General features: G+C 56.2%; 27 protein-coding genes. 16 read left to right on the top strand and 11 right to left on the bottom strand.

The window, feature by feature from the left end; translation table 11 throughout:
* Positions 1-49: 49 nt before the first annotated feature.
* The 3 genes from LEPTO7104_RS38105 to LEPTO7104_RS0109585 form a co-directional block, all read right to left on the bottom strand.
* Positions 50-460 carry a GNAT family N-acetyltransferase gene (locus LEPTO7104_RS38105; protein WP_071527205.1) on the bottom strand — a complete coding sequence of 137 codons (411 nt, stop codon included), beginning with the start codon at positions 458-460 and terminating at the stop codon, positions 50-52.
* Positions 461-684: 224 nt separating this feature from the next.
* Complete coding sequence (locus LEPTO7104_RS0109590; protein ID WP_017298356.1) at positions 685-1,860, bottom strand: hypothetical protein; 1,176 nt, start codon at positions 1,858-1,860, stop codon at positions 685-687.
* Positions 1,861-1,883: 23 nt separating this feature from the next.
* Positions 1,884-2,678, bottom strand: coding sequence for a hypothetical protein (locus LEPTO7104_RS0109585; RefSeq protein WP_017298355.1), 795 nt, complete (start codon positions 2,676-2,678; stop codon positions 1,884-1,886).
* A gap of 854 nt (positions 2,679-3,532) precedes the next feature.
* On the opposite strand from LEPTO7104_RS0109585, the gene LEPTO7104_RS0109580 reads away from it, so the two are divergent.
* Both LEPTO7104_RS0109580 and LEPTO7104_RS0109570 read left to right on the top strand, forming a co-directional pair.
* Positions 3,533-3,811: a hypothetical protein gene (locus tag LEPTO7104_RS0109580; protein ID WP_026072533.1), complete on the top strand. Its 279-nt coding sequence runs from the start codon at positions 3,533-3,535 to the stop codon at positions 3,809-3,811.
* Between the two features lie 670 nt (positions 3,812-4,481).
* Positions 4,482-4,988 carry a hypothetical protein gene (locus LEPTO7104_RS0109570; protein ID WP_264308068.1) on the top strand — a complete coding sequence of 169 codons (507 nt, stop codon included), beginning with the start codon at positions 4,482-4,484 and terminating at the stop codon, positions 4,986-4,988.
* 283 nt (positions 4,989-5,271) lie between these two features.
* On the opposite strand, the gene LEPTO7104_RS0109565 is transcribed toward LEPTO7104_RS0109570, so the two are convergent.
* Complete coding sequence (locus tag LEPTO7104_RS0109565; RefSeq protein ID WP_017298351.1) at positions 5,272-5,616, bottom strand: DUF4870 domain-containing protein; 345 nt, start codon at positions 5,614-5,616, stop codon at positions 5,272-5,274.
* Positions 5,617-5,697: 81 nt separating this feature from the next.
* Complete coding sequence (locus tag LEPTO7104_RS0109560; protein ID WP_017298350.1) at positions 5,698-6,795, bottom strand: HhoA/HhoB/HtrA family serine endopeptidase; 1,098 nt, start codon at positions 6,793-6,795, stop codon at positions 5,698-5,700.
* Between the two features lie 470 nt (positions 6,796-7,265).
* Here LEPTO7104_RS0109560 and glpK point away from each other — a divergent pair, with 470 nt between their 5' ends.
* The 3 genes from glpK (at position 7,266) to rppA (ending at position 10,104) form a co-directional block, all read left to right on the top strand.
* The gene (gene glpK / locus LEPTO7104_RS0109555) at positions 7,266-8,777 is read left to right on the top strand and encodes a glycerol kinase GlpK (RefSeq protein ID WP_017298349.1); all 1,512 of its coding nucleotides are present in this window, start codon (positions 7,266-7,268) and stop codon (positions 8,775-8,777) included.
* Positions 8,778-8,909: 132 nt separating this feature from the next.
* Complete coding sequence (locus LEPTO7104_RS0109550; protein WP_017298348.1) at positions 8,910-9,368, top strand: DUF29 domain-containing protein; 459 nt, start codon at positions 8,910-8,912, stop codon at positions 9,366-9,368.
* Between the two features lie 58 nt (positions 9,369-9,426).
* Complete coding sequence (gene rppA / locus LEPTO7104_RS0109545; protein WP_017298347.1) at positions 9,427-10,104, top strand: two-component system response regulator RppA; 678 nt, start codon at positions 9,427-9,429, stop codon at positions 10,102-10,104.
* A 126-nt stretch (positions 10,105-10,230) separates the two neighbouring features.
* On the opposite strand, the gene LEPTO7104_RS0109540 is transcribed toward rppA, so the two are convergent.
* Together LEPTO7104_RS0109540 and LEPTO7104_RS0109535 are read right to left on the bottom strand one after the other, a co-directional pair.
* The gene (locus LEPTO7104_RS0109540) at positions 10,231-10,815 is read right to left on the bottom strand and encodes a DUF924 family protein (RefSeq protein WP_017298346.1); all 585 of its coding nucleotides are present in this window, start codon (positions 10,813-10,815) and stop codon (positions 10,231-10,233) included.
* Between the two features lie 67 nt (positions 10,816-10,882).
* Positions 10,883-12,463, bottom strand: coding sequence for a metallophosphoesterase (locus tag LEPTO7104_RS0109535; RefSeq protein WP_017298345.1), 1,581 nt, complete (start codon positions 12,461-12,463; stop codon positions 10,883-10,885).
* Positions 12,464-12,617: 154 nt separating this feature from the next.
* Between LEPTO7104_RS0109535 and LEPTO7104_RS33330 the strand changes: the two genes are divergently transcribed.
* A complete protein-coding gene (locus LEPTO7104_RS33330) occupies positions 12,618-13,211 on the top strand; it encodes a DciA family protein (protein ID WP_017298344.1) in 594 nt (197 codons plus the stop codon).
* On the opposite strand, the gene lipB is transcribed toward LEPTO7104_RS33330, so the two are convergent.
* The gene (gene lipB / locus LEPTO7104_RS0109525; RefSeq protein WP_017298343.1) at positions 13,180-13,863 is read right to left on the bottom strand and encodes a lipoyl(octanoyl) transferase LipB; all 684 of its coding nucleotides are present in this window, start codon (positions 13,861-13,863) and stop codon (positions 13,180-13,182) included. The two genes, LEPTO7104_RS33330 and lipB, sit on opposite strands and share 32 nt — an antisense overlap.
* Before the next feature lie 154 nt (positions 13,864-14,017).
* Here lipB and hpf point away from each other — a divergent pair, with 154 nt between their 5' ends.
* Positions 14,018-14,671, top strand: coding sequence for a ribosome hibernation-promoting factor, HPF/YfiA family (gene hpf / locus LEPTO7104_RS0109520; protein ID WP_017298342.1), 654 nt, complete (start codon positions 14,018-14,020; stop codon positions 14,669-14,671).
* Positions 14,672-14,765: 94 nt separating this feature from the next.
* Here the strand turns inward: hpf and grxC are convergent, their stop codons facing one another.
* On the bottom strand, positions 14,766-15,038 hold the full coding sequence (gene grxC / locus LEPTO7104_RS0109515) for a glutaredoxin 3 (protein WP_017298341.1): 273 nt from the start codon (positions 15,036-15,038) through the stop codon (positions 14,766-14,768).
* Between the two features lie 123 nt (positions 15,039-15,161).
* Positions 15,162-16,679, bottom strand: a complete 1,518-nt coding sequence (gene radA, locus LEPTO7104_RS0109510) for a DNA repair protein RadA (protein ID WP_017298340.1) — start codon at positions 16,677-16,679, stop codon at positions 15,162-15,164.
* A gap of 304 nt (positions 16,680-16,983) precedes the next feature.
* Between radA and rpaB the strand changes: the two genes are divergently transcribed.
* From rpaB to LEPTO7104_RS0109465, 9 genes are all read left to right on the top strand, one after another.
* Positions 16,984-17,712 carry a response regulator transcription factor RpaB gene (gene rpaB, locus LEPTO7104_RS0109505; protein ID WP_026072530.1) on the top strand — a complete coding sequence of 243 codons (729 nt, stop codon included), beginning with the start codon at positions 16,984-16,986 and terminating at the stop codon, positions 17,710-17,712.
* A gap of 51 nt (positions 17,713-17,763) precedes the next feature.
* The gene (plsX, locus tag LEPTO7104_RS0109500; protein WP_017298338.1) at positions 17,764-18,798 is read left to right on the top strand and encodes a phosphate acyltransferase PlsX; all 1,035 of its coding nucleotides are present in this window, start codon (positions 17,764-17,766) and stop codon (positions 18,796-18,798) included.
* 15 nt (positions 18,799-18,813) lie between these two features.
* The gene (locus LEPTO7104_RS0109495) at positions 18,814-19,797 is read left to right on the top strand and encodes a beta-ketoacyl-ACP synthase III (protein ID WP_017298337.1); all 984 of its coding nucleotides are present in this window, start codon (positions 18,814-18,816) and stop codon (positions 19,795-19,797) included.
* Between the two features lie 66 nt (positions 19,798-19,863).
* Positions 19,864-20,754: an ACP S-malonyltransferase gene (fabD, locus tag LEPTO7104_RS0109490; RefSeq protein WP_017298336.1), complete on the top strand. Its 891-nt coding sequence runs from the start codon at positions 19,864-19,866 to the stop codon at positions 20,752-20,754.
* A 70-nt stretch (positions 20,755-20,824) separates the two neighbouring features.
* Positions 20,825-21,463: a lysophospholipid acyltransferase family protein gene (locus LEPTO7104_RS0109485; protein ID WP_017298335.1), complete on the top strand. Its 639-nt coding sequence runs from the start codon at positions 20,825-20,827 to the stop codon at positions 21,461-21,463.
* Positions 21,464-21,678: 215 nt separating this feature from the next.
* Positions 21,679-21,984: a DUF2288 domain-containing protein gene (locus LEPTO7104_RS0109480; protein ID WP_017298334.1), complete on the top strand. Its 306-nt coding sequence runs from the start codon at positions 21,679-21,681 to the stop codon at positions 21,982-21,984.
* Positions 21,974-23,059 carry an AI-2E family transporter gene (locus tag LEPTO7104_RS0109475; protein ID WP_017298333.1) on the top strand — a complete coding sequence of 362 codons (1,086 nt, stop codon included), beginning with the start codon at positions 21,974-21,976 and terminating at the stop codon, positions 23,057-23,059. The genes LEPTO7104_RS0109480 and LEPTO7104_RS0109475 overlap by 11 nt, the downstream gene beginning before the upstream one ends.
* Positions 23,060-23,149: 90 nt before the next feature.
* On the top strand, positions 23,150-24,148 hold the full coding sequence (locus LEPTO7104_RS0109470; RefSeq protein WP_017298332.1) for a homogentisate phytyltransferase: 999 nt from the start codon (positions 23,150-23,152) through the stop codon (positions 24,146-24,148).
* Between the two features lie 32 nt (positions 24,149-24,180).
* Positions 24,181-25,308: a geranylgeranyl reductase family protein gene (locus LEPTO7104_RS0109465; protein WP_017298331.1), complete on the top strand. Its 1,128-nt coding sequence runs from the start codon at positions 24,181-24,183 to the stop codon at positions 25,306-25,308.
* A 101-nt stretch (positions 25,309-25,409) separates the two neighbouring features.
* On the opposite strand, the gene LEPTO7104_RS0109460 is transcribed toward LEPTO7104_RS0109465, so the two are convergent.
* Positions 25,410-26,630: a type II secretion system F family protein gene (locus LEPTO7104_RS0109460; protein WP_017298330.1), complete on the bottom strand. Its 1,221-nt coding sequence runs from the start codon at positions 26,628-26,630 to the stop codon at positions 25,410-25,412.
* Positions 26,631-26,857 lie beyond the last annotated feature (227 nt).

Raw genomic sequence — 26,857 nt, 5'->3', positions numbered from 1 at the left:
TTCTTTCGTCAACCCAATCTACAGGAGATCTGCGATCGCACTGATTTTATTATTCATCGACCAACCATGTTCCAACGACTTGCCCCATACCAATAGGTTGATCTACAAAACCAAGTTTCGCGTAGAGTTCGGGAACATCATCTGTAAATAAATAGACGTGTTGCCCTTTTAACCGATGCAATAGCTTTTGTATCATTGTTGTTGCAATGCCCTGACGACGATATGCGCTAAGTGTCCAAACATCAACAAGATAAGCATTGCAAACACCATCAGACAAAACGCGAGCTGTGCCAACAATTTGATTATTGGCATAGGCAACACAGGCAGCATAGCTATTTTTAAACGAAATTTTAAGCTGTTCTGGACTGCGCCCATTGTCAAATGCATCTTGGCGTAATGTTGTTTTCATTTCTACCCAATCAACATTATCTAAATCAGTTTTGTAGGTGATTTCTGGCATCTCAAAGTAAGCCCATGGATATTGGGTAAAGTTTTTGAACTAGAGAATTGGCTTCTCTACCAATCTCTAAGGATACTTGAGGCTGAACATCAACAGATAGCCTTGGGGTTACTGTCCCTACCGAGAACTTGCGGTATAACGTTCCTGGTCAGCGGTTGTCGAGATCTTTGCATTTTATCAAAATAACTTTAACCAATCCGCTGCACCAGGGTTGTTAGGTGACATCAGTACAGCGTATTTTGAACCATATTTTCCCACATCTGATCTCGTTGAAGCTCCTGACCGTGAAGAATTACAGTTCCAAAGGTATCGTCAACAACTCGTCGACCCTTGTCGTAAACATGGACATGAATTCCTTTTTCTTGAGGACGGCTAGCTGTCCACAGGACGGCTGGCGTAGATGCCCACAATTCAAACTTTAAGCCAGCATATTCATCAAGATTAACAACTCTGTCAGGAACGATGTAGCTATTGCTATTACTGAACTGGTCGTGTAAAGGTTTCAAAGGAGTAGAGACGATTGGCTCAGAACTCCAAATGCTATCGTTACCACAGTTCCCGCAGAAATGCTTTTTATGAGGACTCCTGGCGAAATCGCCTAAATCCAAATGCGGATAGCCACATTTTTTACAGGTTACACATGACATTTCCCTCATTTCTTCGAGTGAGCGGACAAACTCAAATGCGGCAGGAGGTGTAACTTGTATCTTTGTGATTTCCGGATTTGCAAAGAGCCCCATATCCTCATGATAGGAGCATACTATTGCATCAAAATCTCTGTCTATAAGCTTGTGTTCACCTTTGCTAAATCGTTTGTGAACATGAATTTTAGGAGATCTTCTTGCAATTTTCTCGGTAGAAAGTGCTGGAGGAAGAGAGCACCAAATACCGATTTCTTCAAAATCCCTAAACTCAATTTCTAAGGGGTCAACGACATAGCTCATCTTTGTAAGGTGATTACTGCAAAGAACCTCTCCCGACTCTGATGCAGCCGCATAGTCAGCCTTCACCCCCCAATGTATTTGATGGGTCTTGCAATACCATCGCTTTGCTCCGTTTCGAAACTTGCCTGCAGGAATAATTTGACAAGGGAGTACAGCATCATTGCCTGACTTCCCCTCAAACATACCGAAGGCTTCTTCAGAACTAACCGCGATATTACCAATTGTTCTACCTGGTGCCCAACAGACAGCGTCTGCCGCGCTATAGGAATCGTGAGAAAATTCTATATCTTCTTCTTCACCGATTCTACGTAGAAATTCCTTCTTCGCCATGCCAGTGCCCTTGTTTGACCACTCGCATTCCCAGACCTCAACTTTCTGAGTTTCTTTGTTAATTCTTCTTGAATAAAACATAACGAGTTTTGATTTTTTACCTATCAATAATCCAATATCTTCCATCCAAGAGATTAGGATGTATCTCCTTATAAATAACGCAAAGTGCCTGAATAAATATATGTAAGCCACGACGCAAGTATGCCGCGCCCTTTTGGATTCAAGCCCTTCAACCATCCTTTCAATTCATCTGGAACGCTGTTTTCAAGTTCTTCATTCTCATCAAGCAATTTCCCGCCTAGAGTTGCCGCCCATAATAAAAGTGCAGATAGTATAGCTTGCTTCTCTTCTGGCTTTTTCATTTTCCGAGGCATAACCTTGATGGACAGCCCCGCACCACTGACTTTTTCCGTAATTATATCTGGCAAAAAACTACCATTATAATCTATCGCATCAACAATGATATATGCGACATTCGTAAACTCAATTATCCGGTTAGCGCACGAAAATTCCATACCTGAACTCGTCTTTGTGGGAAATACGCCAGATTGTGTTTCTTCAAAATGGCTTGGAAGTTCATCTAATGAAATGAGGTGTGAATCTGGCTCATACCCATCGGTAGCTACACTGATTTTAGTAGCTTTAAAGTCACTAAGTATTTCCACAAGTCCCGGAATGAAAACTATACAAATGGGGCCATAAGCATTAGGAACTACGCTGCCATCAAAGTTGGCAAACCTAGCACCGAAATCGGCAAAGTTTCCAAATGTTCTATTCCAATTATTGTCAGTTTTGTCTTTGTCATCCGAAAAGAATTTTGTAAACTCGGGGTTGGCTGCCTCAAGGTCTTCCCTGCATAGCACACCACTGCACTTGAGATAAGTTTCAAAGTCACTTAATTGAGTCGCATGGTAGAGACGAATTTTACTGGTGATTGTATTCATAAGGAATTGTATATATAGCTTTGGTTAGTCTGGTTTTTAAGCCGAATGGGCAACAATTTTTAAAGCATGAGCGATCTAGATCGTAGTTATATTCTAATCAATCCATACAGCCTTTCTCGCTCTCGTGAGGTACGGCTTAGTCGTCAAAGCGTCTGTCCCATAATAGTTCTAGAGCTGAAGCTGTACCTCATTAGCCAGGGAAATGCTGTATGACAACTGCTGTAACACCTAACTCATTTTTAGAGGGAAACTTTCTGCCTAAGATCCCTATATAGGTGATTAGGTAGAAATCCGTCAGCCTAACCACCCTATATGGGTGATTAGGTGGAAAATCGTCGGCCTAAGATCGCAATATGGGTGATTATGTAGAAAAATTCAGTATAACCACCCGCTTGAAGTCAGCGGAGGTTTCTCAAATTCCCTTTACGCTTTCGTTACGCACCACGGTTGACAGGGAGCTTTTGTACCACTACTCTCTATCGTTAAGCCGTTCAGCAATGTGCGGCAATTCCACAGAACTCGAAAACTTTAGCGCTGCCGGTCGGTGCGGCTAACACCGACCGACAGCTGACCCCGCAAGTCTCTTAGGCAGATTGCGAGGCTACGGTCATGGTACCCTAGCCCCCTCAGTTTGCATTTCAACTGCGGGTGGCTAGGGTTTTCGCGTTCTGTCTTCCTCGCCCTTCCCCTCCACTGGAGGGGTGCCCGCAGGGCGGGGTGGGTCTGCCTTGGCGATGAGCATGTTGCTTGCGGCATGTCAGTCGCTGGGCGCAGTTGAACCCACCCCTGCCCCTCCCAGGAGGGGACTTGCAGGCAGGGCTTGCTCACTGCAACTACAAATGGAGACAGAACCGATGTTTGAATATCTCGAACCCGATGCCAGCGGGGCATCTCATCTTCCGCCGTCTTCACGCAGCACCCCTCAAGCTCGCCCAGAGCGGGTGCGCCACATGCTCTACGGCAGCCTCGCCGCCATCGATCGCACCATCAAAATCCTCCACGCCCTCGGCTACGCCGACCCCAACGACTGGAGCGACCCCATCCCCGCGCCGCCCAGCCGCATCGAGCCGGGGCAACCTGGCGAGCTCCAAACGTGGATGGCGATTCTCACCAAAACCGTGCTGATTGAGTAGCCTTTCGTGCAAGGTACCGGGTACCTGCTTGCTGGTGTTGGCCAAATTTGCCTGCACGCTCAGGTACCCGGTGTCTAATCGCAAGCGGTAAAGCTTACTCAACCTGAGTTCGGGATAAGAAATTTGGCTGAAACTCCTACCACGAGGGCTGCTGTAGCGTGGGTTGAGGGACGAAACCCACGGGCCTATGAGCTGAGTTTGTTAGTTCCTGTGGGTCGCACTGCGTTTGACCCACGCTACGTCACCCGTGAGAGTCTTATCCCGAACTAACGTTACTCACCTCCCAATGAAGCGTATGGACCCCCCAATGAAGCATATCGACCCCGCTGTGAAGCATATTGATCCCGCGATCAAGCATATTGACCCCGCGATCAAAAAGATTGACCCCGCGATCAGCTTTACTGGCACAGCTGTATAAAGAAGTGGCACAGCTGTAAAGCGTATTGACCCCGCGATCAAACGTATCGACCCCACGATCAGCTTTACTGGCACAGCTGTATAAAGAAGTGGCACAGCTGTAAAGCGTATCGACCCCGCTGTATAGCGTTGTCCTGCTGCACGGCACCTCGGTTCAATCTCATTGGTGACCTGCGCCTGCATCGTCAGGGTTCTAAGCCATTCGACGCATATTTGCCAACCCGTTAAAGCATTTGTCGCGATTGCAACCTCCGTGGGCAATTCTATCGACAGCAACGCCATGCCCCGCTTAGCCCAGAGCCGCCTGTGCGACTCTGCTGTCGATCGTCACCAAAACCAATCCCCCACCGTTGCAAACCCGTCAAAACTATTAATTTTGTTCTTTTATAGAGGTGCCTCTATGGCCATTGTCGATACCAGCCGCCGCCTGCCCAGCCGCCACATTCTGCAAGATATCGAGTCGTTTGAGGGCACAGGGGCCGTCCCTAGCTTCCCCGCCGCCCGCCCCGAGGCCAAGCCCGAATTTCTGCAGGCCGCCCTGCAAACCATGCAGGCCATGCAGCAGCAAGAGACCGAACTGTTGGCCAAAGCCAAAGCCGCCGCCGACAAAGCCCGCCTGGCCGAGTGGGAATTTCACAACGCCGTCATGGCCATGAAAGCCGCCGTACGCGGCCACTTTGGCCCTGACAGCGACGAAGCCCAGGCCGTCGGCTACAAGAAAAAGTCTGAGCACAAGCGCCCCCGCCGCCGCGCCGCCTAAGCATCAGACCAACACCGCAAAAAGCCCCCAGAATTTAAAATTCTGGGGGCTTTTCCTTCGTTCCTATCCCTCGTCCCTCGTTCGTCCCTCGTTCCCATGCAGAGCATGGGAATGCTCATCGTCAGCATGAGCGGCAGAGCCGCGAGGTAGGGTGTCCAGGCGGAGCTAGGGCACCAGAGTTGTATGTTGGGTGGCGTGCTAGCAGAACCCAACAAAGCTGACTGATGTTGGGTTCCACTTCGTTCCACCCAACCTACTACTATTTAGATACAGCAGCGGTGCTCTAAAACACCCGCAGAATAAACGGATAGCGAAAGACATTGTTGGGGTTGGTCAGACTGTTGAAGATGGCGAAGACGGGCATGATGAAATTCACAATGCCCAGCACAACCAGGAGCGGAATACCGATTAGAACCCAGGCCAAAATGCCAGCGATTATCCACCAAACCCACATGTTTAGGTGAAAGTTAATCGCTTCTTTGGCACTTTCTTTAATCACCGCATCGTTGGATACCAGCAGAATGACAATGGGAACGCCGATGGAAAGCACGAGCGTGTTGAAGAAAATTGAGCCGTGGCTAACGCAAGAAAGAATTTTACGGGTGCCGCTGTCTTCGGTGGAATGCATGGTGGGGTAAGTCTCCTGGTAAAGAATGTTGAATGTTGAATGTCCCCGTCTGGGAGGGGTAGGTTCTGCCTGGGCAGGCTGCTACTCGGCCTGATCGCGAAGTTCGGCGGTTTTGACCCGCACGCTCATAGGGCGATCGCCCCGCTGAATCTTTAGCTCCAGCGCGTCGCCAATCTTGGTGTTTTCGACCTTGATTTGCAGCCCGTCGGCGCTGCGAATGGGGGTGCCATCGACCTGCACAATCACGTCGCCCCGGCGCAGACCCGCGTCGGCGGCGGGGGTTCCCTCCAGCACGCGGATGACCAGCACGCCATCGACCTCCGGCAGGTACATGCCAGAGTTGATGTCGGCGTTGTTGCGCTTGGCCTGCTCGGGGGTGAGGTTGGCGATTTGCACGCCAATGTAGGGGTGGGCTACGGTTTCACCGCGAGACAGCATGTCTTTGACTTCCTTGGCCTTGTTGATGGGAATGGCAAAGCCAATCCCCATAGCGTCGGCCCGAATGGCGGTGTTGATGCCAATCACCTCGCCCCGCTGGTTGACCAGCGGCCCGCCGGAGTTGCCGGGGTTGATGGCGGCATCGGTCTGGATGAACTCCAGCCGCTTGCCGGGAATGCCGACGGAGCTGCTGGTGCGCTTGAGAGTGCTGACAATGCCCAGGGTGACGGTGTTGTCGAGGCCGAGGGGGTTGCCCACGGCGATCGCCCAATCGCCCACCTCTACCCGGTCAGAGTCGCCCAGGGTAGCTACGGGCAAAACATCGTCTTCGCCATCGTCAATTTTGACCACGGCCAGATCGGTAACTTCGTCTACCCCCTCCACAATGGCATCGAAGCTGCGGCCATCTTTGAGGGTGACGACCACGCGATCGGCCCCGTTGACCACGTGGGCGTTAGTCAAAATGTTGCCGGTATTGTCGATAATAAACCCCGACCCCTGGCCCCGCAGCAGTTCTTCCTGGGGCTGGCGGGGAAAGCCGCCGCCAAAAAAATCTCGCAAAAAGGGGTCTTCGTAGAGCGGATCCCGGGCCTGGCGGGTGATGGTTTTTTCGGTGTCAATGCGCACCACTGCCGGGCCAACCTGGCGTACGGCGGCGGCTACAAAGCTGCTGCTACCGATCGCCTCTGTGGCCGCCGATTGGGCATAGGCGGGGGGTGCGATCGCGCCGGTAAACATCATCACCGCAGCGGCTATGGCCACCAGCAGGCGTTTCAGAGGTATCCAGAGTCCTTGTTTCAAGGGAGCAGGCCTTTTATGCGGAACAGCAAGGGGGTAGTATCCCGTTGATACTCAAAATTGTTTCACAAGAGCCTACCCACCGGGGGAGGGGGATACCGAACTTTGGGGTGGGCTAGGCCGAAAAATCCGGCTTAAAGCATCGCGGAACATGGCATCGCGGGACATGTAAGCATCTGGGGCTGCGGTGAACATCTCTGAACATCTCTGAACGCTTCTGGACACCTTTGCATAGTGCCGCAGCCATTCGAGTCAGGGCTGCCAGCAGCCATTCAACATATTTCTTAGCTATATCGGTGTACCGTTCGCGCTCAGGGGATTATGCGGCCTGAAGTGCCGGGTATCTTCCCTGAGAATGGGGCGACGTTTGGCGTTATTTGCTACGCTTTTGGCGCTGCAAACCCACAGGTACGATGACTGCTAACTACATCATGGCCCTGGATCTGGGCACCACGGGCAACCGGGCGATAGTTTTTGACCGGGAGGGGGCGATCGCAGGTCAGGCCTACCGCGAACTCACCCAGTACTACCCGCAGCCGGGCTGGGTGGAGCACAACGCCCGTGAGATCTGGGACGAAATCGAATGGGCCATGGGGTCTGCCATTTCTAAGGCCGAGCTGAAGCCGACCGACATTGCCGCCATTGGCCTGACGGTGCAGCGCGAAACCTGCCTGCTGTGGGATAGCAGTACGGGGCGACCTCTGTCCAATGCCATCGTCTGGCAAGACCGCCGCACGGCGCCCCTGTGCAATCAGCTGCGAGAAACTGGCAAAGCTCAAGAGATCTACGATCGCACGGGCCTGGTGCTCGACGCCTACTTCTCGGCCACCAAGCTGACCTGGCTGCTAGAGCAAGCTAAGAAAGAAATGGACCCGCCCGTAGACTTCGATCAAGTTCTGGCGGGCACGGTCGACAGCTGGGTGTTGTGGAACCTGACCGGGCGGCAGGTACATGCCACCGACCACAGCAACGCCAGCCGCACCATGCTGCTCAACATCGCCAGCGGCCAGTGGGATGACGCGCTGCTGGAAATGTTCAACATCCCGCCCCACATGATGCCTGCAATCAAGCCCAGCATTGGCTTGTTTGGCCACACCGATCCGGCCATTCTGGGGACCGAAATTCCCATTGCGGCCATTTTTGGCGATCAGCAGGCCGCGCTCTACGGCCACGGCTGCGATCGCCCCGGCCTGCTCAAGTGCACCTACGGGACCGGGGCCTTTCTGGTGTCCCACACCGGGGATGAGGTGGTGCGATCGCAGAATCAGCTGCTCTCCACCGTGGCCTGGTCAGAGGCGACTGAGGAGCCTAAACATCCCCACATTGGCTATGCGATCGAGGGCAGCATGTTCACCGCCGGAGCCTGTATCCAGTGGCTACGCGATGGTTTGCAGGTGATCTCCAGCGCCGCCGAGACTGAGATTCTGGCCCGCCAAGCCGCCGACAATGGCGGCGTTTACTTTGTGCCCGCCCTCAGCGGCCTCGGCGCCCCCCACTGGGACATGAGCGCTCGCGGCGCTTTCCTCGGCCTCACCCGGGGGGCCACGCGCGACCATCTGGTGCGGGCGGTGCTGGAGGCGATCGCCTACGAAGTCAAAGAGGTAGTCGATGCCGTCAACCAGGATGCCGGCACCCCGATTCGCCAGCTCAAGGTCGACGGCGGGGCCTGCAACAACGATTTCCTCATGCAGTTCCAGGCCGACGTGCTGGGTATTCCGGTCGAGCGGCCCCAGGTGCTCGATGTCACCGCCCAGGGAGCCGCCTTTGCCGCTGGTCTGGCGGTGGGCTTCTGGGACGACTACCGCACTCTGGTCGAACGCCGCCCCATCGATCGCGTGTTTGAACCCGGTGCCGGGCAGGCCGAAGCCCAGGATAACTTTGGGATGTGGGCCAAGGCTGTCGAGCGCGCTAAGGGCTGGGCATGATCTCAATGATCTCCCGCCGTCCAGGCCATTCATGACTGGATACTGGTGAGTCCTGCTCTGCCCAAAAACCGCAGCGGTTCGCGGCATTCCCGTGGTCTACACTGATGGATAGTTCTCCCTTGGCTGGGTGGTATGGCAAACCTACGGCTCCAAACACCACTGCATCAACTCTACGATGAGGATTTCGTCCGCTGGGTGGAGGCTACTGTCGCCTGTTTGAAGAGTAGAGACACCGAGCAGCTCGACTGGGAGGGGCTAATAGAGGAGATCGAAGACTTGGGCAAATCCGCAAAGCGAGAGCTAGAGAGCCGCTTGGGTGTTTTGCTCGTTCATTTACTCAAGCGTTGCTACGTAGACTTACCTGATGATTATCGCGGCTGGCAGCTCACCATTTTAGAGCAGCGCAACGCCCTTAAGCGTCTCCTTAAGCAGTCTCCCAGCCTCAAGGTCTACTACCAGAATGTGCTCGATGAGGTGTATCAGGATGCCCTAGCCGAAGCAACTGTCGCCTATCCCACCAACACATTTCCCGCCGAAAATCCTTTCGGTCAAGAGCTACAAGGACTGCTGGAAGAGGAATTCTGGCGCTAATCGGCAAACTGCCCTGGATATCCTCACTGACCGACTCCCCCAACCGCTAACCTCCCGAATGAAGATCCTGCTCGTTGATGACGAAGTGGAACTCGCCGACCCGCTCAGCCGCCTGCTCAGCCGGGAAGGTTACGCCGTAGATGTGGCTACCAACGGGGAAGCGGGCTGCACTCTGGCCAGTCAGGGCGGCTACGACCTGCTGATTTTGGACTGGATGCTGCCGGGGCTGAGCGGGCTGGAGATCTGCCGGCAGGTGCGATCGCGCCAGGACAGCACCCCAGTACTCTTTCTCACCGCCAAAGACACCCTCAACGATCGCGTCGATGGCCTCGATGCCGGGGCCGACGACTACCTGGTCAAACCCTTCGAGCTGCGCGAACTGCTGGCGCGAGTGCGGGCGCTGCTGCGGCGATCGCCCAACCTGGAACCCGCCCCTCAGCCCCGACTTGCCTACGCCGACCTGACTCTGGACGAAGCCAACCAGCTGGCCCAACGCCAGGGTCAGCCCGTAGAACTCTCCGAGAAAGAAACCCGTCTGCTGGCCTACCTGCTGCGTCACGCCAACCAGGTGCTCACCCACGAGCAAATTTACCAGGGCGTGTGGGACGACCAGGAGGCCCCCAACAGCAACGTGGTGGCGGCCCAAATGCGCCTGCTGCGCCGCAAGATAGAACCCAAAGGTACTGCGCCCATCATTCATACGGTTTACGGCAAGGGCTATCGGTTGGGCAGCTAGGGAAATTTTGGATTCTAGATTTTGGCTTGGCGATTGGGTCACCGCTAGAGCCAAAGTCTCTGCTTCATAGGTCTTTGCCCCATAGAGACAAGTTTCCAAAATCCAAAATCGCAAATCCAAAATCGCTCAAAACCTCGACCCCGGCTGCTGCAAAAACGCTGCTTCCTCCGGGGTTGTTTCCCGCCCCAGCACCGCATTGCGGTGGGGAAAACGGCCAAACCGCTGAATCACCTCCCGGTGGCGCAGGGCGTAGTCGAGGGTAGACTCAAACTCAGGATGGGCGGCATAGAGCGATCGCACCAGTTCCACACTGCGCTCTTGATTGGCCAAGTTCTCGCTGTGCTCTAGCGGCAGGTAAAAGAAAATCCGCTCCACCGGCAACACCTGCTGGTCGTAGCCGTTGTCTAGGGCGTGGTAGGCCGCGGCCAGGGCAGCGCGATCGCCTGCAAAACTCCGCCCCTCGCCCCGAAACAGATTGCGCGGAAACTGATCGAGCAGCAGCACCAGCGCCAAACAGGGGCGAGGCTGCGATCGCCAGCCATCGAGATTCCCTGCGATCGCCCGTTCTACATCCGCTAAAAACCGCCGCCGAATCGCAACGTCAAAGGCTGGGTCTTTCTTAAACCAGACCTGGCGCTGCTGACCATACTCCCCATTGAGATCTGCCGGATCGCCAAACCAAAACCGCAGAATCTCCTCCACCCGCTCCATTGCCTATCGCCCCCCCATCCATCCACTCCCCCACTCCCCCACGCCCCCACGCACACCACGTCCCCCCCTAACCCAACACCAGCGGATCCATCACATAATCCTCCCAATCCTGATGCGATCGCTCTGAGATATGCGGCGTCAGCACAAACCGAGGCACCTCATCGCCAGTCACATCAATGCGCACAAAGGAGTAAGGCCGCCGCCGCTCGGTTTTGTGGCCAGTGAGGCCCATAAACAGCTGTGACTTGGCCACCAAATTAAAGGCCACCTGCCCATTGGGATCCGTCCCCAGGGGTTCATAGAGCATGGTTCCCTCGGGCCGCTGCCGCCGCAGGCTGAGGCCGCTGCCGCCGCAGACCACGCAGTTCATGTGGCTGTCGGCGTAGCCTGTGGCCTCGGTTTTGAGGTACTCAAAGCAGTGGGCATGGCCGTTGAGCACCAGGTTTACCGGGGGGCGATCGGTGCTAATTTCGGGCACTGCTGCCGCCACCTGATCGAGCACCCAGCGCAGATTTTGGCGAATGGCCATGGTCTGCGCCTGAGCCCACTTGGTCGCCTCGGTCACGTAGGGCGGGTGATGAAAAAATAAAATCCGCCCCCGCACCGACTTGTCCTGCCAGGAGGCAATCAGCCCGTCCCGCAGCCACAGCAGCTGTTCGGTATCGACCAGCGTGGTTGGCCCTGGGTGGGCCTGTTTTTCAATATCCAGCAGCATTTCCTCTAGCTGCTCAACCTTGGCCTGAAGGTCGTCCAGGCGCTCCTGGGTGTGTGGGTCATCGGGCGGAAGCTGGAAGGCCTCCTCGCGCACCTGCTGCTGCTGGCGCAGAATCGCCTGTCGCTGGGCCACTAGCCGCTGGTGGTAATGGCTACTGGTAGAGCGCTGGGGCGATAGGGCCGGGTCGTTGAAGGTGCTGGAGTCGAGGGCAAAAAAGTCGATGCCGCCGTAGCGAAAGGTGTAGTAACGGTTGGGCAGGCGGGTAAAGCACCCCGGCTGGTAGCGCAGCCCTGCGGTGGTTTCGTTCCAGGGGCCGTAGTGGCGATCGAGGTGGGCCTCTAGCTCGTGGTCAGGCAGCGGCTTTAGGTAATCTAAAAAAGCCCGAGCGTAGGCGTCACCCACCCCAGAGCCGCGCCAGCCCACGTTGGGGTTGAGGTTTAGCCGCAGCAGCTTGCGGATAGGCCGACTCAGCTGCACCAAAATACTGTAGAGCCGGGGCAGGTTGTAGTAGTCGTGGTTGCCCGGTACGGCCAAAAACGGAAAGCGAAATACCATCTTGTCAAAGGCGACGCGATCGGGGCGATCGCCCCCTACCAGCCATTCCCGGTAGGGCTTGATAAAATTCTCTGGGTACTGCTCGCTAGAGCCAACCTGATATACCACATCCCCGGTGTGCAGCAAGAAGCGGCAGTCCTGCAGGTGGGGCAGCATTTGCTCGGCAATGCGCCGCTGGGGGTGATGGTCGGGGTGCGGCCCCGACCCGCTGTCGCCAATAACTAAAAACGAAAACTCGCGGTCATCGCTGCGACCGTCCTCTAAAATTAGGCGGGTTTGATCGATGCGGCGATGCCTCAGGGCCGGGTGCTGCCAGCAGACCCGCTCCTTCATTTTGGCGACTTTGGTCAAAATGGGCGGGTCAAGAATGGAAGCCATGGAGTTGCGGGTAAGGTGGCGCGATAATTGAGAGGCCAGGCTCAAAGCGAAAGAGTCCTACAACTCAGGGTAATCCGACTTCCTTAAATTTGCCGAATTCCCCACCCAAACCAAATTTCAGCCCGGCCCCGGCCCAGCACTGGATAAATGACCTATGGCCCTCGACTCTATCCACACCGTTATTCACCAGCTCGAACAGCAGCCTCGGTGGCGCAGCCGAGGGCAGTTTCGCCAGGTGCTCAACCAGTGGACTGCGGTGGTGGGAGAGGGGGTAGCCCGCCAGGCCGCCCCGGTGCGGCTAGATCAAGACGTGCTGTATGTGGCGGTGGTCAATCCCATGTGGGCGCAGACCTTGACCCTGGAGCGCCTGCGCATTCTGGCCAAACTCAACGATCGCCTCCACCTCAGCCTCAGCGACATTCGCTTCTCCAGCGGCGACTGGTACCGGCAGAAAAAGTCTGCTCAGCCTGCCACAACACCGGTTTCCGCTGGCGCAGAGCTGCCCCAGTGGCTGCGGCAGCACCCTAGCTTCGAGCCTCAGACTATTCCGCGATCGCTCCAACGCCCCCAAACCTCCCAGGAGAGTTTCGAGCGCTGGGCCGCCATGACTCAACAGCTTGCGACTCAACAACCGCTGTGCCCCAAGTGTGGCTGCCCCTGCCCAGGGGGAGAGCTAAAGCGCTGGGGGCGATGCAGCGTTTGTGCCGTACAGGGGTTCAAAGGCCCAGTGGGGCGGCATTCTGTATAACAGGGTTCAGCTCAAACACCTGGGCAAAACTGTTCACGACGACTGGAAGCACGGCCTCCACCGTTATCCCGGGGCAAAATTGGGCCAGGCTGCCCACGGCTTTATCGCTAATGCCGCAGGGAACGATCGCCCCAAACCCCCCCAGATCGGGGCACACATTTAGCGCAAAGCCGTGCATGGTGATCCAGCGGCTGACCTTAATGCCGATCGCCGCCAGCTTGCGATCGCCCACCCACACCCCCGTGAGCCCGCTCTGCCGTCCGGCCCGCAGGCCAAATTCCGCCAGCGTCAAAATCAGCACCGCCTCCAGCTGGCGCAGGTACCAGTGCAGATCGGGCCGATGCCGCTTGAGGTTGAGAATGGGGTAGCCCACCAGCTGCCCGGGGCAGTGGTGGGTGACTTCGCCGCCCCGCTCAGTGCGAAACAGCGGATAGGGCAAATCTTCGGCTGGCAGCTTGAGGTAATCCAGAGTAGAGCCCAGGCCCAGGGTGTACACACCGGGATGCTCGACCAGCAGCAGGCGATCGGGCTGGGGGGAGTGGCCATGACGTTGCACTAGGCTCTTTTGCAGCGTCCAGGCATCGGCAAAGGGCACTAGCCCCAGGTTGTAAACATCACAGGGAAGCGGTGATTTCCAATGGTTTTGATCCATCCTTGTCAACCGTAAATTAGCGCGAATGGCCCATTTTTCAGAGTTTAGCAATCAAGAATTATCAACCCATGCAAAGGATTCTAACGGACGCTGTTGTGCAGAATACAAGGTGTTAGGGTGAAACCATGAGCCGACGTATCAAGGAGTCCGCTTTATGAAGCTGGTAATCCATGGCAGAAATATTGAGATCACAGACGCGATTCGGGAGCATGTGGAGCAAAAAATCCTCAAGGCGGTGAGCCACTTCAAACACCTGACCAATGAGGTTGACGTTCATTTGTCCGTAGCCAAAAACCCTAGAATTGGGGCCAGCCAGTCCGCCGAAGTGACGCTTTTTGTGGATGGTGCCGTCGTTAGAGCCCAAGAGAGCAGCGAAAGTCTCTACGCCAGCATCGACCTGGTTGCCGATAAAATTAGCCGTCAGCTGCGCAAGTTCAAAGAGAAGCGCAACACCCGCATGCAGGGTACCCTCGGCAAAACCACCGAGGCCTACCTAAACGAAGCGCCCGTCACCGATGTTGCCCAGGTGCTTAGCACCAGTGAGCCTCGGCTACCCGACGAGGTGATTCGGGCTAAGTACTTTGCCATGGCCCCCATGACGGTAGAAGCCGCCCTGGAGCAACTTGCGCTGATCGACCACGATTTCTATATGTTTCTCAATGCAGAAACCCAGGAAATGAACGTGATCTACGAGCGCAACCACGGCGGTTACGGTCTAATTCAACCCCGCAGGCCCAACCAAAATGGCCACCTCAACGGCAATGGCAGTAAGGCTAAGCACCCTGCTGAAGCCGCTACCCACAGCTAGTTTTGCCTAGCTAAAAACCCGGTTTCTTTGAGGCAAAGCACAAGTAGTCTGTGCCCGCCGCGAAAGAAACCGGGTTTTTGCCATGGGAAGTACGCTAGTTAGTAGAAGCCGCTGATAGCAGGGGTTCTACACCGCCTTTGGCATCGAGGGCGAAGAGGTCGTCGCAGCCGCCTACGTGGTGGTCGTTGATAAAAATCTGCGGCAGCGATCGCCCTCCATTGGCCCGTTTAGACATTTCGCGGCGGGCGGCCTCATCCCCGTCGATGCAGTATTCGGTGTAGTCAATGCCCTTTTGGTCCAGCAGCCGCTTAGCGCGAATGCAGAAGGGACAGCTGCTCCAGGTGTAAATTTCGACGTTGGGGGTCATGGCGCATACCTCTGAGGTAATGTTCAATCTTCTTTACATTATTTTAGTCTTTCCGGCAGGGGAGACGGAAGGGCCTAAGGTCTGACGTTTAGGTTTTACGGCAGTCCAAGCGCCCAGCCGGTTCTACTCGCTCCCTTTGAGCGCGTGGGCGATCGCGTCCACCACCCGCGACACCTCCACAATCTCTAGCCCCTCCACCTTCACCGACTGACCCTTCGGCACGATCGCCCGCTTAAAGCCCAGCTTCACCGCCTCTTTTAGCCGCAGCTCCAGCTGAGAAATAGGCCGCACCTGGCCGCCTAAACCCACTTCACCGATTAGCACCAGCGCGGGGTCAACCAGGCGATCGCGAAAGCTGGCCACCACCGAGATCGCCACCCCCAAATCCGCCGCCGGTTCGCCCACCGCCAGACCCCCCGACGACGCCACGTAGGCATCGAGCTTCGAGAGGGGAATGCCCACCCGTTTCTCCAGCACCGCCAAAATTTGCAGCAGCCGGTTGTACTCAATGCCCGTGGTCGAGCGTCGGGGCGAGCTATAGCTGGTGGGGCTGACCAACGCCTGCAGTTCCACCACCAGGGGCCGGGTGCCCTCGCAGGCGACGATGGTAGCAATGCCGGGCACCTGCTCATCCCGGTTGCCCAAAAACAGCGCCGAGGGGTTGCTGATCTCCGCCAGACCGCGATCGACCATTTCAAACACCCCCAGCTCGTGGGTGGCCCCAAAGCGATTTTTCACCGACCTGAGCAGGCGGTGGCTGGCAAAGCGATCGCCCTCAAAGTACAGCACCGTATCGACCAGGTGCTCCAGCACTTTCGGGCCTGCGATCGCCCCCTCCTTGGTTACGTGACCAACAATAAACAGTGAAATGTTGGCTCGCTTCGCCAGCTGCATCAGCGCCGACGTACATTCTCGCACCTGGGAGACAGAGCCAGGCGCTGAGGTCAGGGCGGCATAGTAGAGCGCCTGGATACTGTCGATAATCGCCACCGTCGGCTTCAGCGACTCCAGCTCCATCAAGATTGTTTCCAGGTCAATTTCAGGCAGCAAAAATAGCTGCGAATCCACCGCCTCCACCCCAGCAGATTCCCCACCCTCACGCGCCTCTGCGTTTCCCGTTTCCCGCTTCCCGTTTCCCGTTTTCCGCTTCCCCCCTGCCCCATCCCTCCCTACCCCATCACTCCCCACCGGCCCCAACCGCTGCCACCGCAGCTTGACCTGCTGACCCGATTCCTCCGCGCACACGTACAGCACCCGCTGCCGCGCCGCCAGCTGGTTCGCCACCTGTAGCAGCAGGGTTGACTTGCCAATGCCGGGGTCTCCCCCCAGCAGCACCAGCGACCCCGGCACAATACCGCCCCCCAGCACCCGGTCCAGTTCCCCATAGCCCGAGGGCAAACGCGCCTGGGGATGGTCTTGAATCTGGTTTAAAGTCAGCGCCAGCCTGGGCTGACTGGCTTTAGCAGCCGTTGCACCACCCCGACTGCGGCCCAAAGCTGAGGCTCGAGCAGCCGTTTCCTTCACGGGCTGAGCCTGCTCTACTAAGGCGTTCCAGCTGTTGCAGACGGGGCAGCGGCCAAAATACTGGGGCGACTCAGCCCCGCATTCGTTGCAGACAAAAATTGAGCGCGATTTCGCCATTGCCACCCTTACTCTACGGACTTGCTCGATGAATCGGTTAAGACGCTTGTTGCCTAAAACAGCACCGCTGTTCTGCAATAAACCTTAAAAAAGCCTGAAGCACAGGACTTCCTGTCATGCAGCATGAATCAATACACATAGAATAAACAAATGTTTCAGGCTCTGCCCCGGCAGCGTTTCGGTGCTTTTTGCCATTGGTGCCTCTGGCTACATGGCGCAATCGACTAATTAGCTTTCAAAAGTTAATTATTAAACGTTGCGATTATTTATAGAATATGACGTTACGTAGGGAGCTTTGAAAGCCTTGGAAAACAACAAAGAAAAAATTCTCGTGGTCGACGATGAAGCCAGCATTCGGCGCATCCTCGAGACCCGCCTATCGATGATTGGCTACGACGTCGTCACCGCTGCCGATGGCGAAGAAGCCCTGGAAACCTTTCGCAACGCCGCCCCTGACCTGGTGGTGCTGGATGTGATGATGCCCAAGCTTGACGGCTACGGCGTCTGCCAAGAGCTGCGCAAAGAATCCGACATTCCTATTATTATGCTCACGGCCCTGGGCGATGTGGCCGATCGCATCACCGGCCTTGAGCTAGGCGCCGACGACTATGTGGTCAAACCCTTCTCTCCCAAGGAGCTGGAGGCCCGCATTCGCTCCGTACTGCGCCGGGTCGACAAGACCGGCATGACCGGCATTCCCAGCTCCGGAGTGATCTCGGTCAACACCATTCGCATCGACACCAACAAGCGCCAGGTGTATAAGGGCGACGAGCGCATTCGCCTCACTGGCATGGAGTTCAGCCTGCTAGAGCTGCTGGTTAGCCGCTCTGGGGAGCCATTCTCTCGCTCCGAGATCTTGCAGGAAGTTTGGGGCTACACCCCCGAGCGCCACGTCGATACCCGTGTGGTCGATGTCCACATTTCTCGCCTGCGGGCCAAGCTCGAAGACGACCCCAGCAACCCTGAGCTAATTCTTACGGCCCGAGGTACTGGCTATCTGTTTCAGCGGATAGTGGAACCCGGCGAAGAATAGTCGGTAGGGTAGTCTGCTAGAATTTGCTCAGGTTTTTAACAGATTTAGCAGATGGGTTTTAACCGGGCACGCATTGCCATTGACGCGATGGGGGGCGACTTTGCCCCTGGCGAGATCGTTGCAGGTGCCATCCGCGCCAAGGCCGAGCTAGATGTCGATGTGGCCCTGGTGGGCGACATCGACCAGATTAGGGCGTCAACCGCCAGTGTTGACCAGCTAGCGGGCATTGAGCTAGTGCCCGCCGAGGGCAGTATCGAAATGCACGAGGAGCCGCTCAGCGCCCTGCGCAAAAAGCCCCAGGCATCCATCAATGTCGCCATGGACTTAGTCAAGCGCAACGAGGCCGATGCCGTGGTGTCGGCGGGCCACTCGGGGGCGGCCATGGCGGCGGCGCTGCTGCGCCTGGGGCGGCTAAAGGGCATTGATCGACCGGCGATCGGGGCGGTGTTCCCCACCGTAGTTGCCAACAAGTCAGTGCTGATTTTAGATGTGGGGGCCAATGTGGACTGCCGCCCCAAATATATAGAGCAGTTTGCCATGATGGGCACTATCTATTCCCGCTATGTGCTGGGGGTCGAAAATCCTCGGGTAGGGCTAATTAACATTGGCGAAGAACCCAGTAAGGGCAACGATGCCGCCCTGAGGGCCCACCAGCTGCTAGAGGAGAATCCCAATATTCCCTTTGCGGGCAATGCTGAGGGGCGCGATATTCTCTCGGGCCAGTTTGATGTGGTAGTTTGCGACGGCTTTGTGGGCAATGTGCTGCTCAAATTTGCCGAAGCCGTCGGTGAGTCGGTGCTGCAAATTTTGCGCGAGGAGCTGCCCCAGGGGGTTCGGGGTAAAATCGGAGCTTCCATCCTCAAGCCGAACCTGCGCCGCATCAAGCAGCGGGTAGACCATGCCGAGCACGGCGGCGGCCTGCTTTTAGGGGTAGCCGGGGTAACAGTTATCAGCCACGGCAGCTCCCAGGCCCCGTCGGTATTTAACGCTATTCGCCTGGCCAAAGAGGCGGTTGACAACCGCGTCCAAGACCGCATTCAAGCCCAGTACCAGCGGGTGGCTATGCCCGCAGCAGACGGAGAGTAACCCGTGGAACAGCTTATGCCCGGTGTGTCACTAGTGGGCAGCGGTTCGGCTTGCCTGACCGTACAGCTCAGCAACGACATTCTCAGCCAGCGCGTTGACACCTCCGATGAGTGGATTTCGGCCCGTACCGGCATTCGCCAGAGGCACATTGCGGCTCCTGACGATTCACTGACGACGCTGGCCACTGAAGCGGCTCGTCACGCGCTCACAATGGCTCAGGTAGGGGCTGAAGAGGTCGATCTAATTTTGTTGGCGACCTCTACTCCCGATGATCTATTTGGCAGCGCCTGTCGAGTACAGGTAGCGCTAGGGGCAACTCGGGCGGTCGCTTTTGATCTCACGGCCGCCTGCTCTGGGTTTGTATTTGCCCTGGTTACGGCGGCACAGTATATCCGCACTGGGGTATTTAAAACTGTGGTAGTAATCGGGGCCGATGTGCTCTCCCGCTGGACGGACTGGGACGATCGCACTACCTGCGTGCTGTTTGGGGACGGGGCAGGGGCGGTGGTGCTGCGGGCCTGTGAGCGCGATCGCCTGCTCGGTTTTGAGCTCTGTAGTGATGGCTCCCTCAACCACTGCCTAAACCTGGCCTACCATCCCGAGGCGGTGCCTTTAGTCGGCGATATCTCCGTTCAGAAAGGCGGCTTTGCCCCCATCACCATGAACGGACGCGAGGTCTACAAGTTTGCCGTCAGCCGCGTCCCGGAAGTGATTGAAAAGGCTCTGTTCCGGGCCAGCCTCACCACCGCCGATATTGACTGGATGGTGCTTCACCAGGCCAACCAGCGCATTCTCGATGCGGTGGCCGATCGGCTGGGCGTGCCCCTAGAGCGCGTTATCAGCAACATGGCTCGCCACGGCAACACCTCCGCTGCCTCCATTCCCCTGGCCCTAGACGAGGCCATACGGGCCGGGAAAATTCAGCCTGGCGACCTGATTGCGACCGCTGGCTTTGGGGCTGGGCTTACCTGGGGGGCGGCGATCGTTGAGTGGGGCTAGCTGTCCCTGTCTCAGGCGAACATTTTGTGAGACAGTATTGCTTTGCAGCGTAAGTAAGGTACTGGCATGGCAAAGGCAGCGTGGGTGTTTCCTGGGCAGGGTTCCCAGGCGATCGGCATGGGGACTGATCTGGCGACCGTTTCCCTGGCCCAAGAGCGCTTTGCTGAAGCTGAGTCGGTCCTGGGCTGGTCGGTGCTAGACGTGACTCAAGACCCTGACGACAAGGTATCTAACACCCTCTACACCCAGCCCTGCCTGTACGTCATAGAAAGCATTCTCACCGATCTGCTCAAAGCGCAGGGCCATCGGCCTGCCGTCGTGGCAGGCCACAGCCTGGGAGAGTACGTGGCTCTTTACGCGGCAGGGGTGTTTGACTTTGCGGCTGGCCTGGCGCTGGTGCAGCGTCGAGCTGAGCTGATGGACCAAGCCTCTGACGGCATGATGGCCGCTCTACTGGGCTTTGATGCCGATGAGCTGAACGCCAAAATTGAGGCCACTCCCGGTGTAGTGCTGGCTAACGACAACAACCCTGGACAGGTAGTAATTTCTGGTACTCCAGCGGCTGTGACGGCTGTGATGGAAGGCGTAAAAGCCAAGCGCGCTGTTAAGCTCAATGTCAGCGGGGCGTTCCACTCGCCGCTGATGGCAGAGGCTGCTGCTGCATTTGAGCAGGTGCTGAACCCTGTTCCCTTTGCAAATGCCCAGGTACCCGTGCTCTCAAACGTGGATCCTACCCCAGCCGTGGATGCTATGGTGCTAAAACAGCGTCTGGTGCAGCAAATGACGGGTTCGGTACGCTGGCGCGAGATTACCCTGGCGCTCCCAGAGCTGGGCATCGATACGGTGGTAGAGGTGGGGCCTGGGAACGTGCTGGCGGGGCTGACCAAGCGCACATGCCGCGATCTGGCCTTGAGCAATGTGGGCAATCTGGCGCAGGTAGAGGGGTTTTCGGGCTGAGGTTGCTGCTCCCTAACCTCTTGTCCCTAGAGTGGTGGGACTGTAAAAGATCTTTCAAAACAGGCCTGAGATGAGCCGCGATCGCGAACCCCCCGTCAATCTGCTGTGGTATCACCTATTTAAGTGGTCGATAGTTAGCCCTATGCTGGGCCTGTACTTTCGAGGCCAGGTCTACGGAGCCGACCAGGTACCTAAAACCGGCCCGCTGCTCGTGGTGGCCAACCATGCCAGCGACTTTGACCCACCGCTGCTCTCCGCTGCTGTGCGTCGTCCGGTCTCCTACATGGCCAAAGAAGAGTTGTTTAAGGTGCCGGTGCTAAACCAGGCGATTCGCCTCTACGGGGCCTACCCAGTCAAGCGGGGCAGCGCCGATCGCAGCGCCATTCGCGAGGCCCTCAAACAGCTTGAGCAGGGCTGGGCGGTGGGTATTTTCCTCCAGGGCACCCGCACCCCCGACGGGCGTATTCCAGAGCCCAAAATTGGGGCAGCGCTGATTGCCGCCAAAGCCCAGGTGCCCCTACTCCCCGTCAGTCTCTGGGGCACGCAGCGCATCTTTAAAAAAGGTTCTTCCATTCCCTGGCCGGTTCCTCTCACCATTCGCATTGGCACCCCCATTGCCCCGCCATCCTCCACCAATCGCAGTGGTTTGGAGGCTATCACGGCGCAATGCGCCGCCGAAGTTCACCGTCTCCACGATCTGGGGCGCTGATGAAATCGTTGATAGCTATAGCCATTCTGGTTAAGACATTTCCCCTCAAAACGTTCCAACGCTCGAACCTCTCTGGATGTCCTAACCTAAGTGACTCTGGCTATAGTTGGCGCTGGCAAAGGCAGGGGGCTGCGTCTGGATATACCCATTCCTTCACCTTCAACCCTCCAATTCTGGTAGCCTAAAATCAAATCCGCGATCGCACCCCCGCAGCCATGACCCAAGACCTCAAGCATGAGCTTTCAGAAATGGTGGCCCCCGCCGACTGGGCATGGATTAGTCCCCATGCCAATCGAGGGGCGGTGGTCGTGGTCGATCAAAGCCTAGATCTGGCTGAGGTGGGGGTGGCGATCGCCACCGACAATGTGGCTACAGTAAACCATTGGATAGCCGAAGCCCTCATCACCAAGCCCTCCCCCTTTCAACTGGAAATTTGGGATCAAACCGCCAACAAACGCTTTCAGTCGCTAATTGTGCAACCCTTTGTTCTAGTCCAAGACGCCCTGGCCAATGAAAACTGAGGAGCCCCAAGAAGACATTGCCCAGGGCCTAGGCCCTCGCAGTAGAGACACGATCTGGGCCGTCTTAGGCACCAGCAATCTGGTGCGATTTTTACTTTTGTTTGCCAGCGGCTGGGCGGTCGTTCATCTACTGGCCTATTTTCAAGTGCTGGTGGTGGTCTTTGTGAGCGCTACTATTCTGGCGTTTTTGCTCAACCACCCGGCCACCTGGTTAAGCCGATGGATGCCGCGCGGAGTCGCTGCGATCGCCGTATTCGTTGTTTGTCTGGCCTTTGTCATCGGCCTCTTTCTCACCCTTGGCATGGCGGTCCTGTCCCAGGGGCAGCAGCTATCCGCCAGCGTGCAGGACTTTTCTGACTCCGTCACACCCTGGCTCGGCAACTTCGGGAATCTGCTGAAATCCCTGAATGTGCCCGTCAACTTACAGGGGCTAGAGCCTCAGCTGCAAAACCAGGCGGTGACCATACTCACCACAGGACTAGGTCTACTGCAATCGACGCTGGCCAACCTGGTGCTGGCCATTCTCATTGCCGTAGTCACTCTATTTATGATGCTCGACGGAGCCAAAATCTGGTGGTGGCTACTCAACCATTTGCCCATCCGCAATAAGATTCGACTGAACACCGTAATTCAGCACAACCTGCTGGGGTTCTTTTGGGGACGCCTGCTGCTGGGGCTTTTTTCCATAGCCTCCACCTTTGCCATCTTCGCAATTTTAGGCATACCCTTCCCGCTGGTGCTCGCTGTCATCGCTGGGCTGTTTAACTTTATTCCAGGGATCGGAGCCACTCTGGGGATAGGAATCGTGACATTACTACTGCTGTCCCAGGGGGTGTGGTTAGCCATTCAGGCGCTGGTTGTTTGCATTGTCATAGAACAGATTGAAGAAAACCTGCTGCTGCCCTACGTGATGAAAGACTCCCTCGATATCAATCCAGTGGTTATGTTTTTTGCGTTAATTGTAGGGGCCACCGTAGCCGGAGTACTGGGGCTCTTCCTAGCAGTGCCCGTAGCTGGCGTGATCATTACCTGGCTCGATATTGAAGCCATGCGAGGGAACCCTAGCCAAGACTAAAAACAGCTAAATCTGGCACAGGTAAGCCAATAAATAGGCCATCAGCCGATAAGCTAGAACACTGACCTCCCCGGCAATCTCCTTCGACTTATGCCCAATGCTGCTCCGCAAAGCTCCTCTATCCCCCAGGGGAAGCGGTTGCGCTTTACCCAGGCTCCCCTGTCCTGGCTATACGCCCTGTGGAAGTTCTGGCGCCCCCACACGGTCATCGGCACCAGCCTTAGCGTGGTAGGTATCGCCGCCATCGCCCTAGCCGATTTGGGTCGAGACAACGTTCCCCCTGCGGGATCGGTTCTGGAACTCTTAGCTCTGACTGGAGCCGCTTGCCTGCTGGGCAACCTCTACATCGTCGGCCTCAACCAACTTGAAGATATCGCCATCGATCGCGTCAACAAACCCCATCTGCCCCTGGCGGCTGGCGAATTTTCGGTGACCGACGGCGGCTGGATTGTAGCTACAGCAGGCCTAGGGGCGATCGCGATCGCCCTTGCTAGCGGCCCTTGGCTCCTGGCAACCGTAGGGCTCAGCCTCGGGATTGGTACGGCCTATTCTCTGCCGCCCCTGCGGCTGAAACGATTTCCCTTTTGGGCTTCAGTGTGCATTTTGGCGGTGCGGGGAGCCATCGTAAACGTGGGGTTATTTTTACATGTCAGTCATCGTCTAGGAATGCCATTTGCAGTTCCAGGGCGGGTTTGGGCGCTGACGGCGTTTATTTTGCTGTTTAGCGTTGCCATTGCTCTATTTAAAGACATTCCCGATATTGAGGGCGATCGCCGCTACGGTATCAGCACCCTGTCGCTAAAACTGGGGCAGCGCACCGTCTTTAACCTGGCACTGGGCATTCTCACCACCTGCTATGGGGGTATGGCATTGGCCGCTCCCTGGCTGACCGGCGTAAATCAGCTATTTTTGGCTGGCTCACACCTGCTCGTCCTAATCCTGCTGTGGTGGATGAGTCTAAAAGTTTCCCACAGTAGCCAATCTGCTACGAGCGGCAGCAAACTGGCCTATCCCCAGTTCTACCAGTTCATCTGGAAACTGTTCTTTCTGCAGTACCTGATTTTCCCCCTGGCCTGCTGGCTAGCCTAGACCAAAAGCCTCGCCTAAAGGAGCCTAGCGCCATGTACGACTGCGTTATCGTCGGCTCCGGACCTGCCGGAGCCACTGCCGCCTACCACTTGAGCAAAGCAGGTCACCAAGTGCTGCTGCTTGAGGCCGCCAAACTGCCCCGCTACAAGCCCTGCGGCGGCGGTGTATCGCCCCAGATAGCCCAGTGGTTTGACTTTGACTTTTCCCCAGCCATCTCCGTCAAAGTACGTAAGGTTCGCTACACCTTTAATCTAGCCGACCCCATTGAGGCCGAACTACCCGCCGAAAAAGCTCTGTGGATGGTGCGGCGCGACAAGTTTGATCACTTCATCGTACAGCAGGCTCAAAGGCAGGGAGCCACCCTCTGGGACGGCACCAAGGCTCAGGGGATTGAAGCCCAGGCCGACCACTGGCAAATCAACACGAGCCGTGGCCCAGTGCAGGGACGTTTTCTAATTGCAGCCGACGGCGCCAGGGGGACCATGGCCAAATGGCTAGGATTTACGCAGCGAAAATACAGGCTGGCTGCCGCACTAGAGGCTGAACCACGCCTTGGGGTGCCCGATGAGCCCCTGATCCATTTTGATCTCGGGTTGCTTCAGCAGGGCTATCTGTGGAACTTTCCGAAGGCCGATGGGTACTCCATTGGTGGCGGGGTATTCCGGTCTGGGGCACAGCGGAAGCAAGACCTACGCACACCAGTCGCCGATTACGCCGCCGCCTTTGATGTCGATGCCAGCACCGTACAACACTTCGGCCACCCCATTTTCATCTGGGATGGCCCCCAGGCGCTGCACACCCACAGAGCCGTCCTAGCGGGCGAAGCAGCCTGCGTAGTAGATCCTTTTACAGCAGAAGGTATTCGACCCTCAATGTTTAGCGGCCTAAAAGCTGCTGAGGCGATCGCCCAGTCCATTGCAGGCAATGACACTGCTCTCGAAGCCTATACCCACATAATGAACAAAGAATGGGGTGAAGAAATGCGCTGGGCCAGACGTCTTGCTCGCCTCGTTTACCAGGCCCCAGCCATAGCCTACCGCGTGGGTATTAAACGTCCGTCTAGCACTCTAACCATGGCTCAGGTGTTTTGTGGCGAAGTCAGCTATGGAGACGTTGCCCACCGGGCAATCCATCGGCTAAGCGCGGGCCTACTGTCCTAAACCAGCCCTGTCTAGACAAAACAATGGCCAAGGCACATACGCCTTGGCCATACCTCTATGCCCGAGATGAGCAAAACTTCAGTTCCAGGGGTTCAAGTAGCCTAGCCGATCGCATCCATAATCTTGAACATGGGCAGGTACATCGACACCAGAATCGAACCCACCATACCCCCTAGCACCACAATCATAATCGGCTCCATCACGCTAGTGAGGGCTTTCACGGCCTGCTCTACTTCATCCTCATAAAAGTCAGCTACCTTCATCAACATTGAGTCCAGCTCTCCAGTTTCTTCCCCAATGCTGATCATTTGAATTGCCATTCCTGGAAAAACGGCGTGCTTTTGGAGCGCTAGGCTAATCATGCCGCCTCCCTGCACATCTTTGCGGGCGTCATCTACAGCCTCAGCAATCACCTGATTACCTGCGGTGTCTCTGACAATCTCTAAAGCCGTCAGAATTGGCACCCCTGACTTCGACAGTGAACCAAAGGTACGGCAGAAACGAGCGGTAGCCGTTTTTTGAATCAAATCACCAAACAGAGGCATCTTGAGGGACAAACGGTCAATAACGCGCCGCCCGTTCAGAGTGGAATAGTACCGTCGGTACGCAAAGGACAACGCTGAGATGGCTGCAACCATAAATACCCAATTTAGGGGCTGGCGCAAAAATCGGCTGATCATCATCATGACTTGGGTAAAGATTGGCAGTTCAGCCCCCAGATCATCAAACATATCGGCAAAAATTGGCAGCAAAAACACTGTCATACCGACGAAAATAATTACCGCCAAAAATCCAACCGTCACCGGGTAGGCCATGGCCGACTTAATCTGGTTCTGCAACCGGGCTAAATCCTCTAGCAGCTTGGCTAAACGGTTGAGCACTTCATCGAGCACCCCGCCCACTTCCCCCGCCTGAATCAGCGCTACATAGAGGTTGTCAAAGCAGGCCGGATGCTTACGCATGGCATCGGAAAGGTTAGTCCCCTGCTGCACGTCGGCATTGATTGCCATCAGCGCTTTTTTGAGTTTTGGGTTGGCGCAGTCGTCGGCCAATACCCCTAGCCCTCGTACCAGGGCCACCCCAGCATTAACTAAAGCAGCGAACTGACGGGAAAAGATCGCCTTATCCTTTACCGTCACTTTGGTCATGGAGGTTTTAATGCTCTCCAGGTCAATGTTGAAACCCGCCTCCTCCTTGAGGTTGAGCACATAAAGGCCCTGATCTTTCAGGAGATTGCGAGCCTCGTTAGGATTCTCAGCAGAGACGCGCTCCTTGCGCTGGGCTCCGCTAGTATCACGACCAATAGCAACGTAAGTAGGCATAGCTCAATGGCTCAGTGGCATAAAGGTACTGCAATTATAGCGATTGGTTCGGTTTACCGAACCCGTTAGATTTACCCGAACTCGCATGCTGGTGCTCTTTTGCAGGTTCTGAAGGTCCTGCCATCTGCTCTAGGGTAGAGATGGAGCAAGCAGTCCTGCAATCTCTACCCTCAAGATTTTCTTCCAGGCAACCCCTTGAAAGATTAAAGCTGCCTGATAGATTCCCA

It is taken from the genome of Nodosilinea nodulosa PCC 7104 (assembly GCF_000309385.1).
Lineage (GTDB): Bacteria > Cyanobacteriota > Cyanobacteriia > Phormidesmidales > Phormidesmidaceae > Nodosilinea > Nodosilinea nodulosa.
This window is presented reverse-complemented; position numbering and strand designations above follow the sequence as displayed.

Excerpts from the sequence above, each read along its gene's own strand:
- LEPTO7104_RS38105 (WP_071527205.1), bottom strand. The coding sequence starts at position 460 with ATGCCAGAAATCACCTACAAAACTGATTTAGATAATGTTGATTGGGTA.
- LEPTO7104_RS0109590 (WP_017298356.1), bottom strand. The coding sequence starts at position 1,860 with ATGGAAGATATTGGATTATTGATAGGTAAAAAATCAAAACTCGTTATG.
- LEPTO7104_RS0109585 (WP_017298355.1), bottom strand. The coding sequence starts at position 2,678 with ATGAATACAATCACCAGTAAAATTCGTCTCTACCATGCGACTCAATTA.
- LEPTO7104_RS0109580 (WP_026072533.1), top strand. The coding sequence starts at position 3,533 with ATGTTTGAATATCTCGAACCCGATGCCAGCGGGGCATCTCATCTTCCG.
- LEPTO7104_RS0109565 (WP_017298351.1), bottom strand. The coding sequence starts at position 5,616 with ATGCATTCCACCGAAGACAGCGGCACCCGTAAAATTCTTTCTTGCGTT.
- LEPTO7104_RS0109560 (WP_017298350.1), bottom strand. The coding sequence starts at position 6,795 with ATGATGTTTACCGGCGCGATCGCACCCCCCGCCTATGCCCAATCGGCG.
- glpK (WP_017298349.1), top strand. The coding sequence starts at position 7,266 with ATGACTGCTAACTACATCATGGCCCTGGATCTGGGCACCACGGGCAAC.
- LEPTO7104_RS0109550 (WP_017298348.1), top strand. The coding sequence starts at position 8,910 with ATGGCAAACCTACGGCTCCAAACACCACTGCATCAACTCTACGATGAG.
- rppA (WP_017298347.1), top strand. The coding sequence starts at position 9,427 with ATGAAGATCCTGCTCGTTGATGACGAAGTGGAACTCGCCGACCCGCTC.
- LEPTO7104_RS0109540 (WP_017298346.1), bottom strand. The coding sequence starts at position 10,815 with ATGGAGCGGGTGGAGGAGATTCTGCGGTTTTGGTTTGGCGATCCGGCA.
- LEPTO7104_RS0109535 (WP_017298345.1), bottom strand. The coding sequence starts at position 12,463 with ATGGCTTCCATTCTTGACCCGCCCATTTTGACCAAAGTCGCCAAAATG.
- LEPTO7104_RS33330 (WP_017298344.1), top strand. The coding sequence starts at position 12,618 with ATGGCCCTCGACTCTATCCACACCGTTATTCACCAGCTCGAACAGCAG.
- lipB (WP_017298343.1), bottom strand. The coding sequence starts at position 13,863 with ATGGATCAAAACCATTGGAAATCACCGCTTCCCTGTGATGTTTACAAC.
- hpf (WP_017298342.1), top strand. The coding sequence starts at position 14,018 with ATGAAGCTGGTAATCCATGGCAGAAATATTGAGATCACAGACGCGATT.
- grxC (WP_017298341.1), bottom strand. The coding sequence starts at position 15,038 with ATGACCCCCAACGTCGAAATTTACACCTGGAGCAGCTGTCCCTTCTGC.
- radA (WP_017298340.1), bottom strand. The coding sequence starts at position 16,679 with ATGGCGAAATCGCGCTCAATTTTTGTCTGCAACGAATGCGGGGCTGAG.
- plsX (WP_017298338.1), top strand. The coding sequence starts at position 17,764 with ATGGGTTTTAACCGGGCACGCATTGCCATTGACGCGATGGGGGGCGAC.
- LEPTO7104_RS0109495 (WP_017298337.1), top strand. The coding sequence starts at position 18,814 with ATGCCCGGTGTGTCACTAGTGGGCAGCGGTTCGGCTTGCCTGACCGTA.
- fabD (WP_017298336.1), top strand. The coding sequence starts at position 19,864 with ATGGCAAAGGCAGCGTGGGTGTTTCCTGGGCAGGGTTCCCAGGCGATC.
- LEPTO7104_RS0109485 (WP_017298335.1), top strand. The coding sequence starts at position 20,825 with ATGAGCCGCGATCGCGAACCCCCCGTCAATCTGCTGTGGTATCACCTA.
- LEPTO7104_RS0109480 (WP_017298334.1), top strand. The coding sequence starts at position 21,679 with ATGACCCAAGACCTCAAGCATGAGCTTTCAGAAATGGTGGCCCCCGCC.
- LEPTO7104_RS0109475 (WP_017298333.1), top strand. The coding sequence starts at position 21,974 with ATGAAAACTGAGGAGCCCCAAGAAGACATTGCCCAGGGCCTAGGCCCT.
- LEPTO7104_RS0109470 (WP_017298332.1), top strand. The coding sequence starts at position 23,150 with ATGCCCAATGCTGCTCCGCAAAGCTCCTCTATCCCCCAGGGGAAGCGG.
- LEPTO7104_RS0109465 (WP_017298331.1), top strand. The coding sequence starts at position 24,181 with ATGTACGACTGCGTTATCGTCGGCTCCGGACCTGCCGGAGCCACTGCC.
- LEPTO7104_RS0109460 (WP_017298330.1), bottom strand. The coding sequence starts at position 26,630 with ATGCCTACTTACGTTGCTATTGGTCGTGATACTAGCGGAGCCCAGCGC.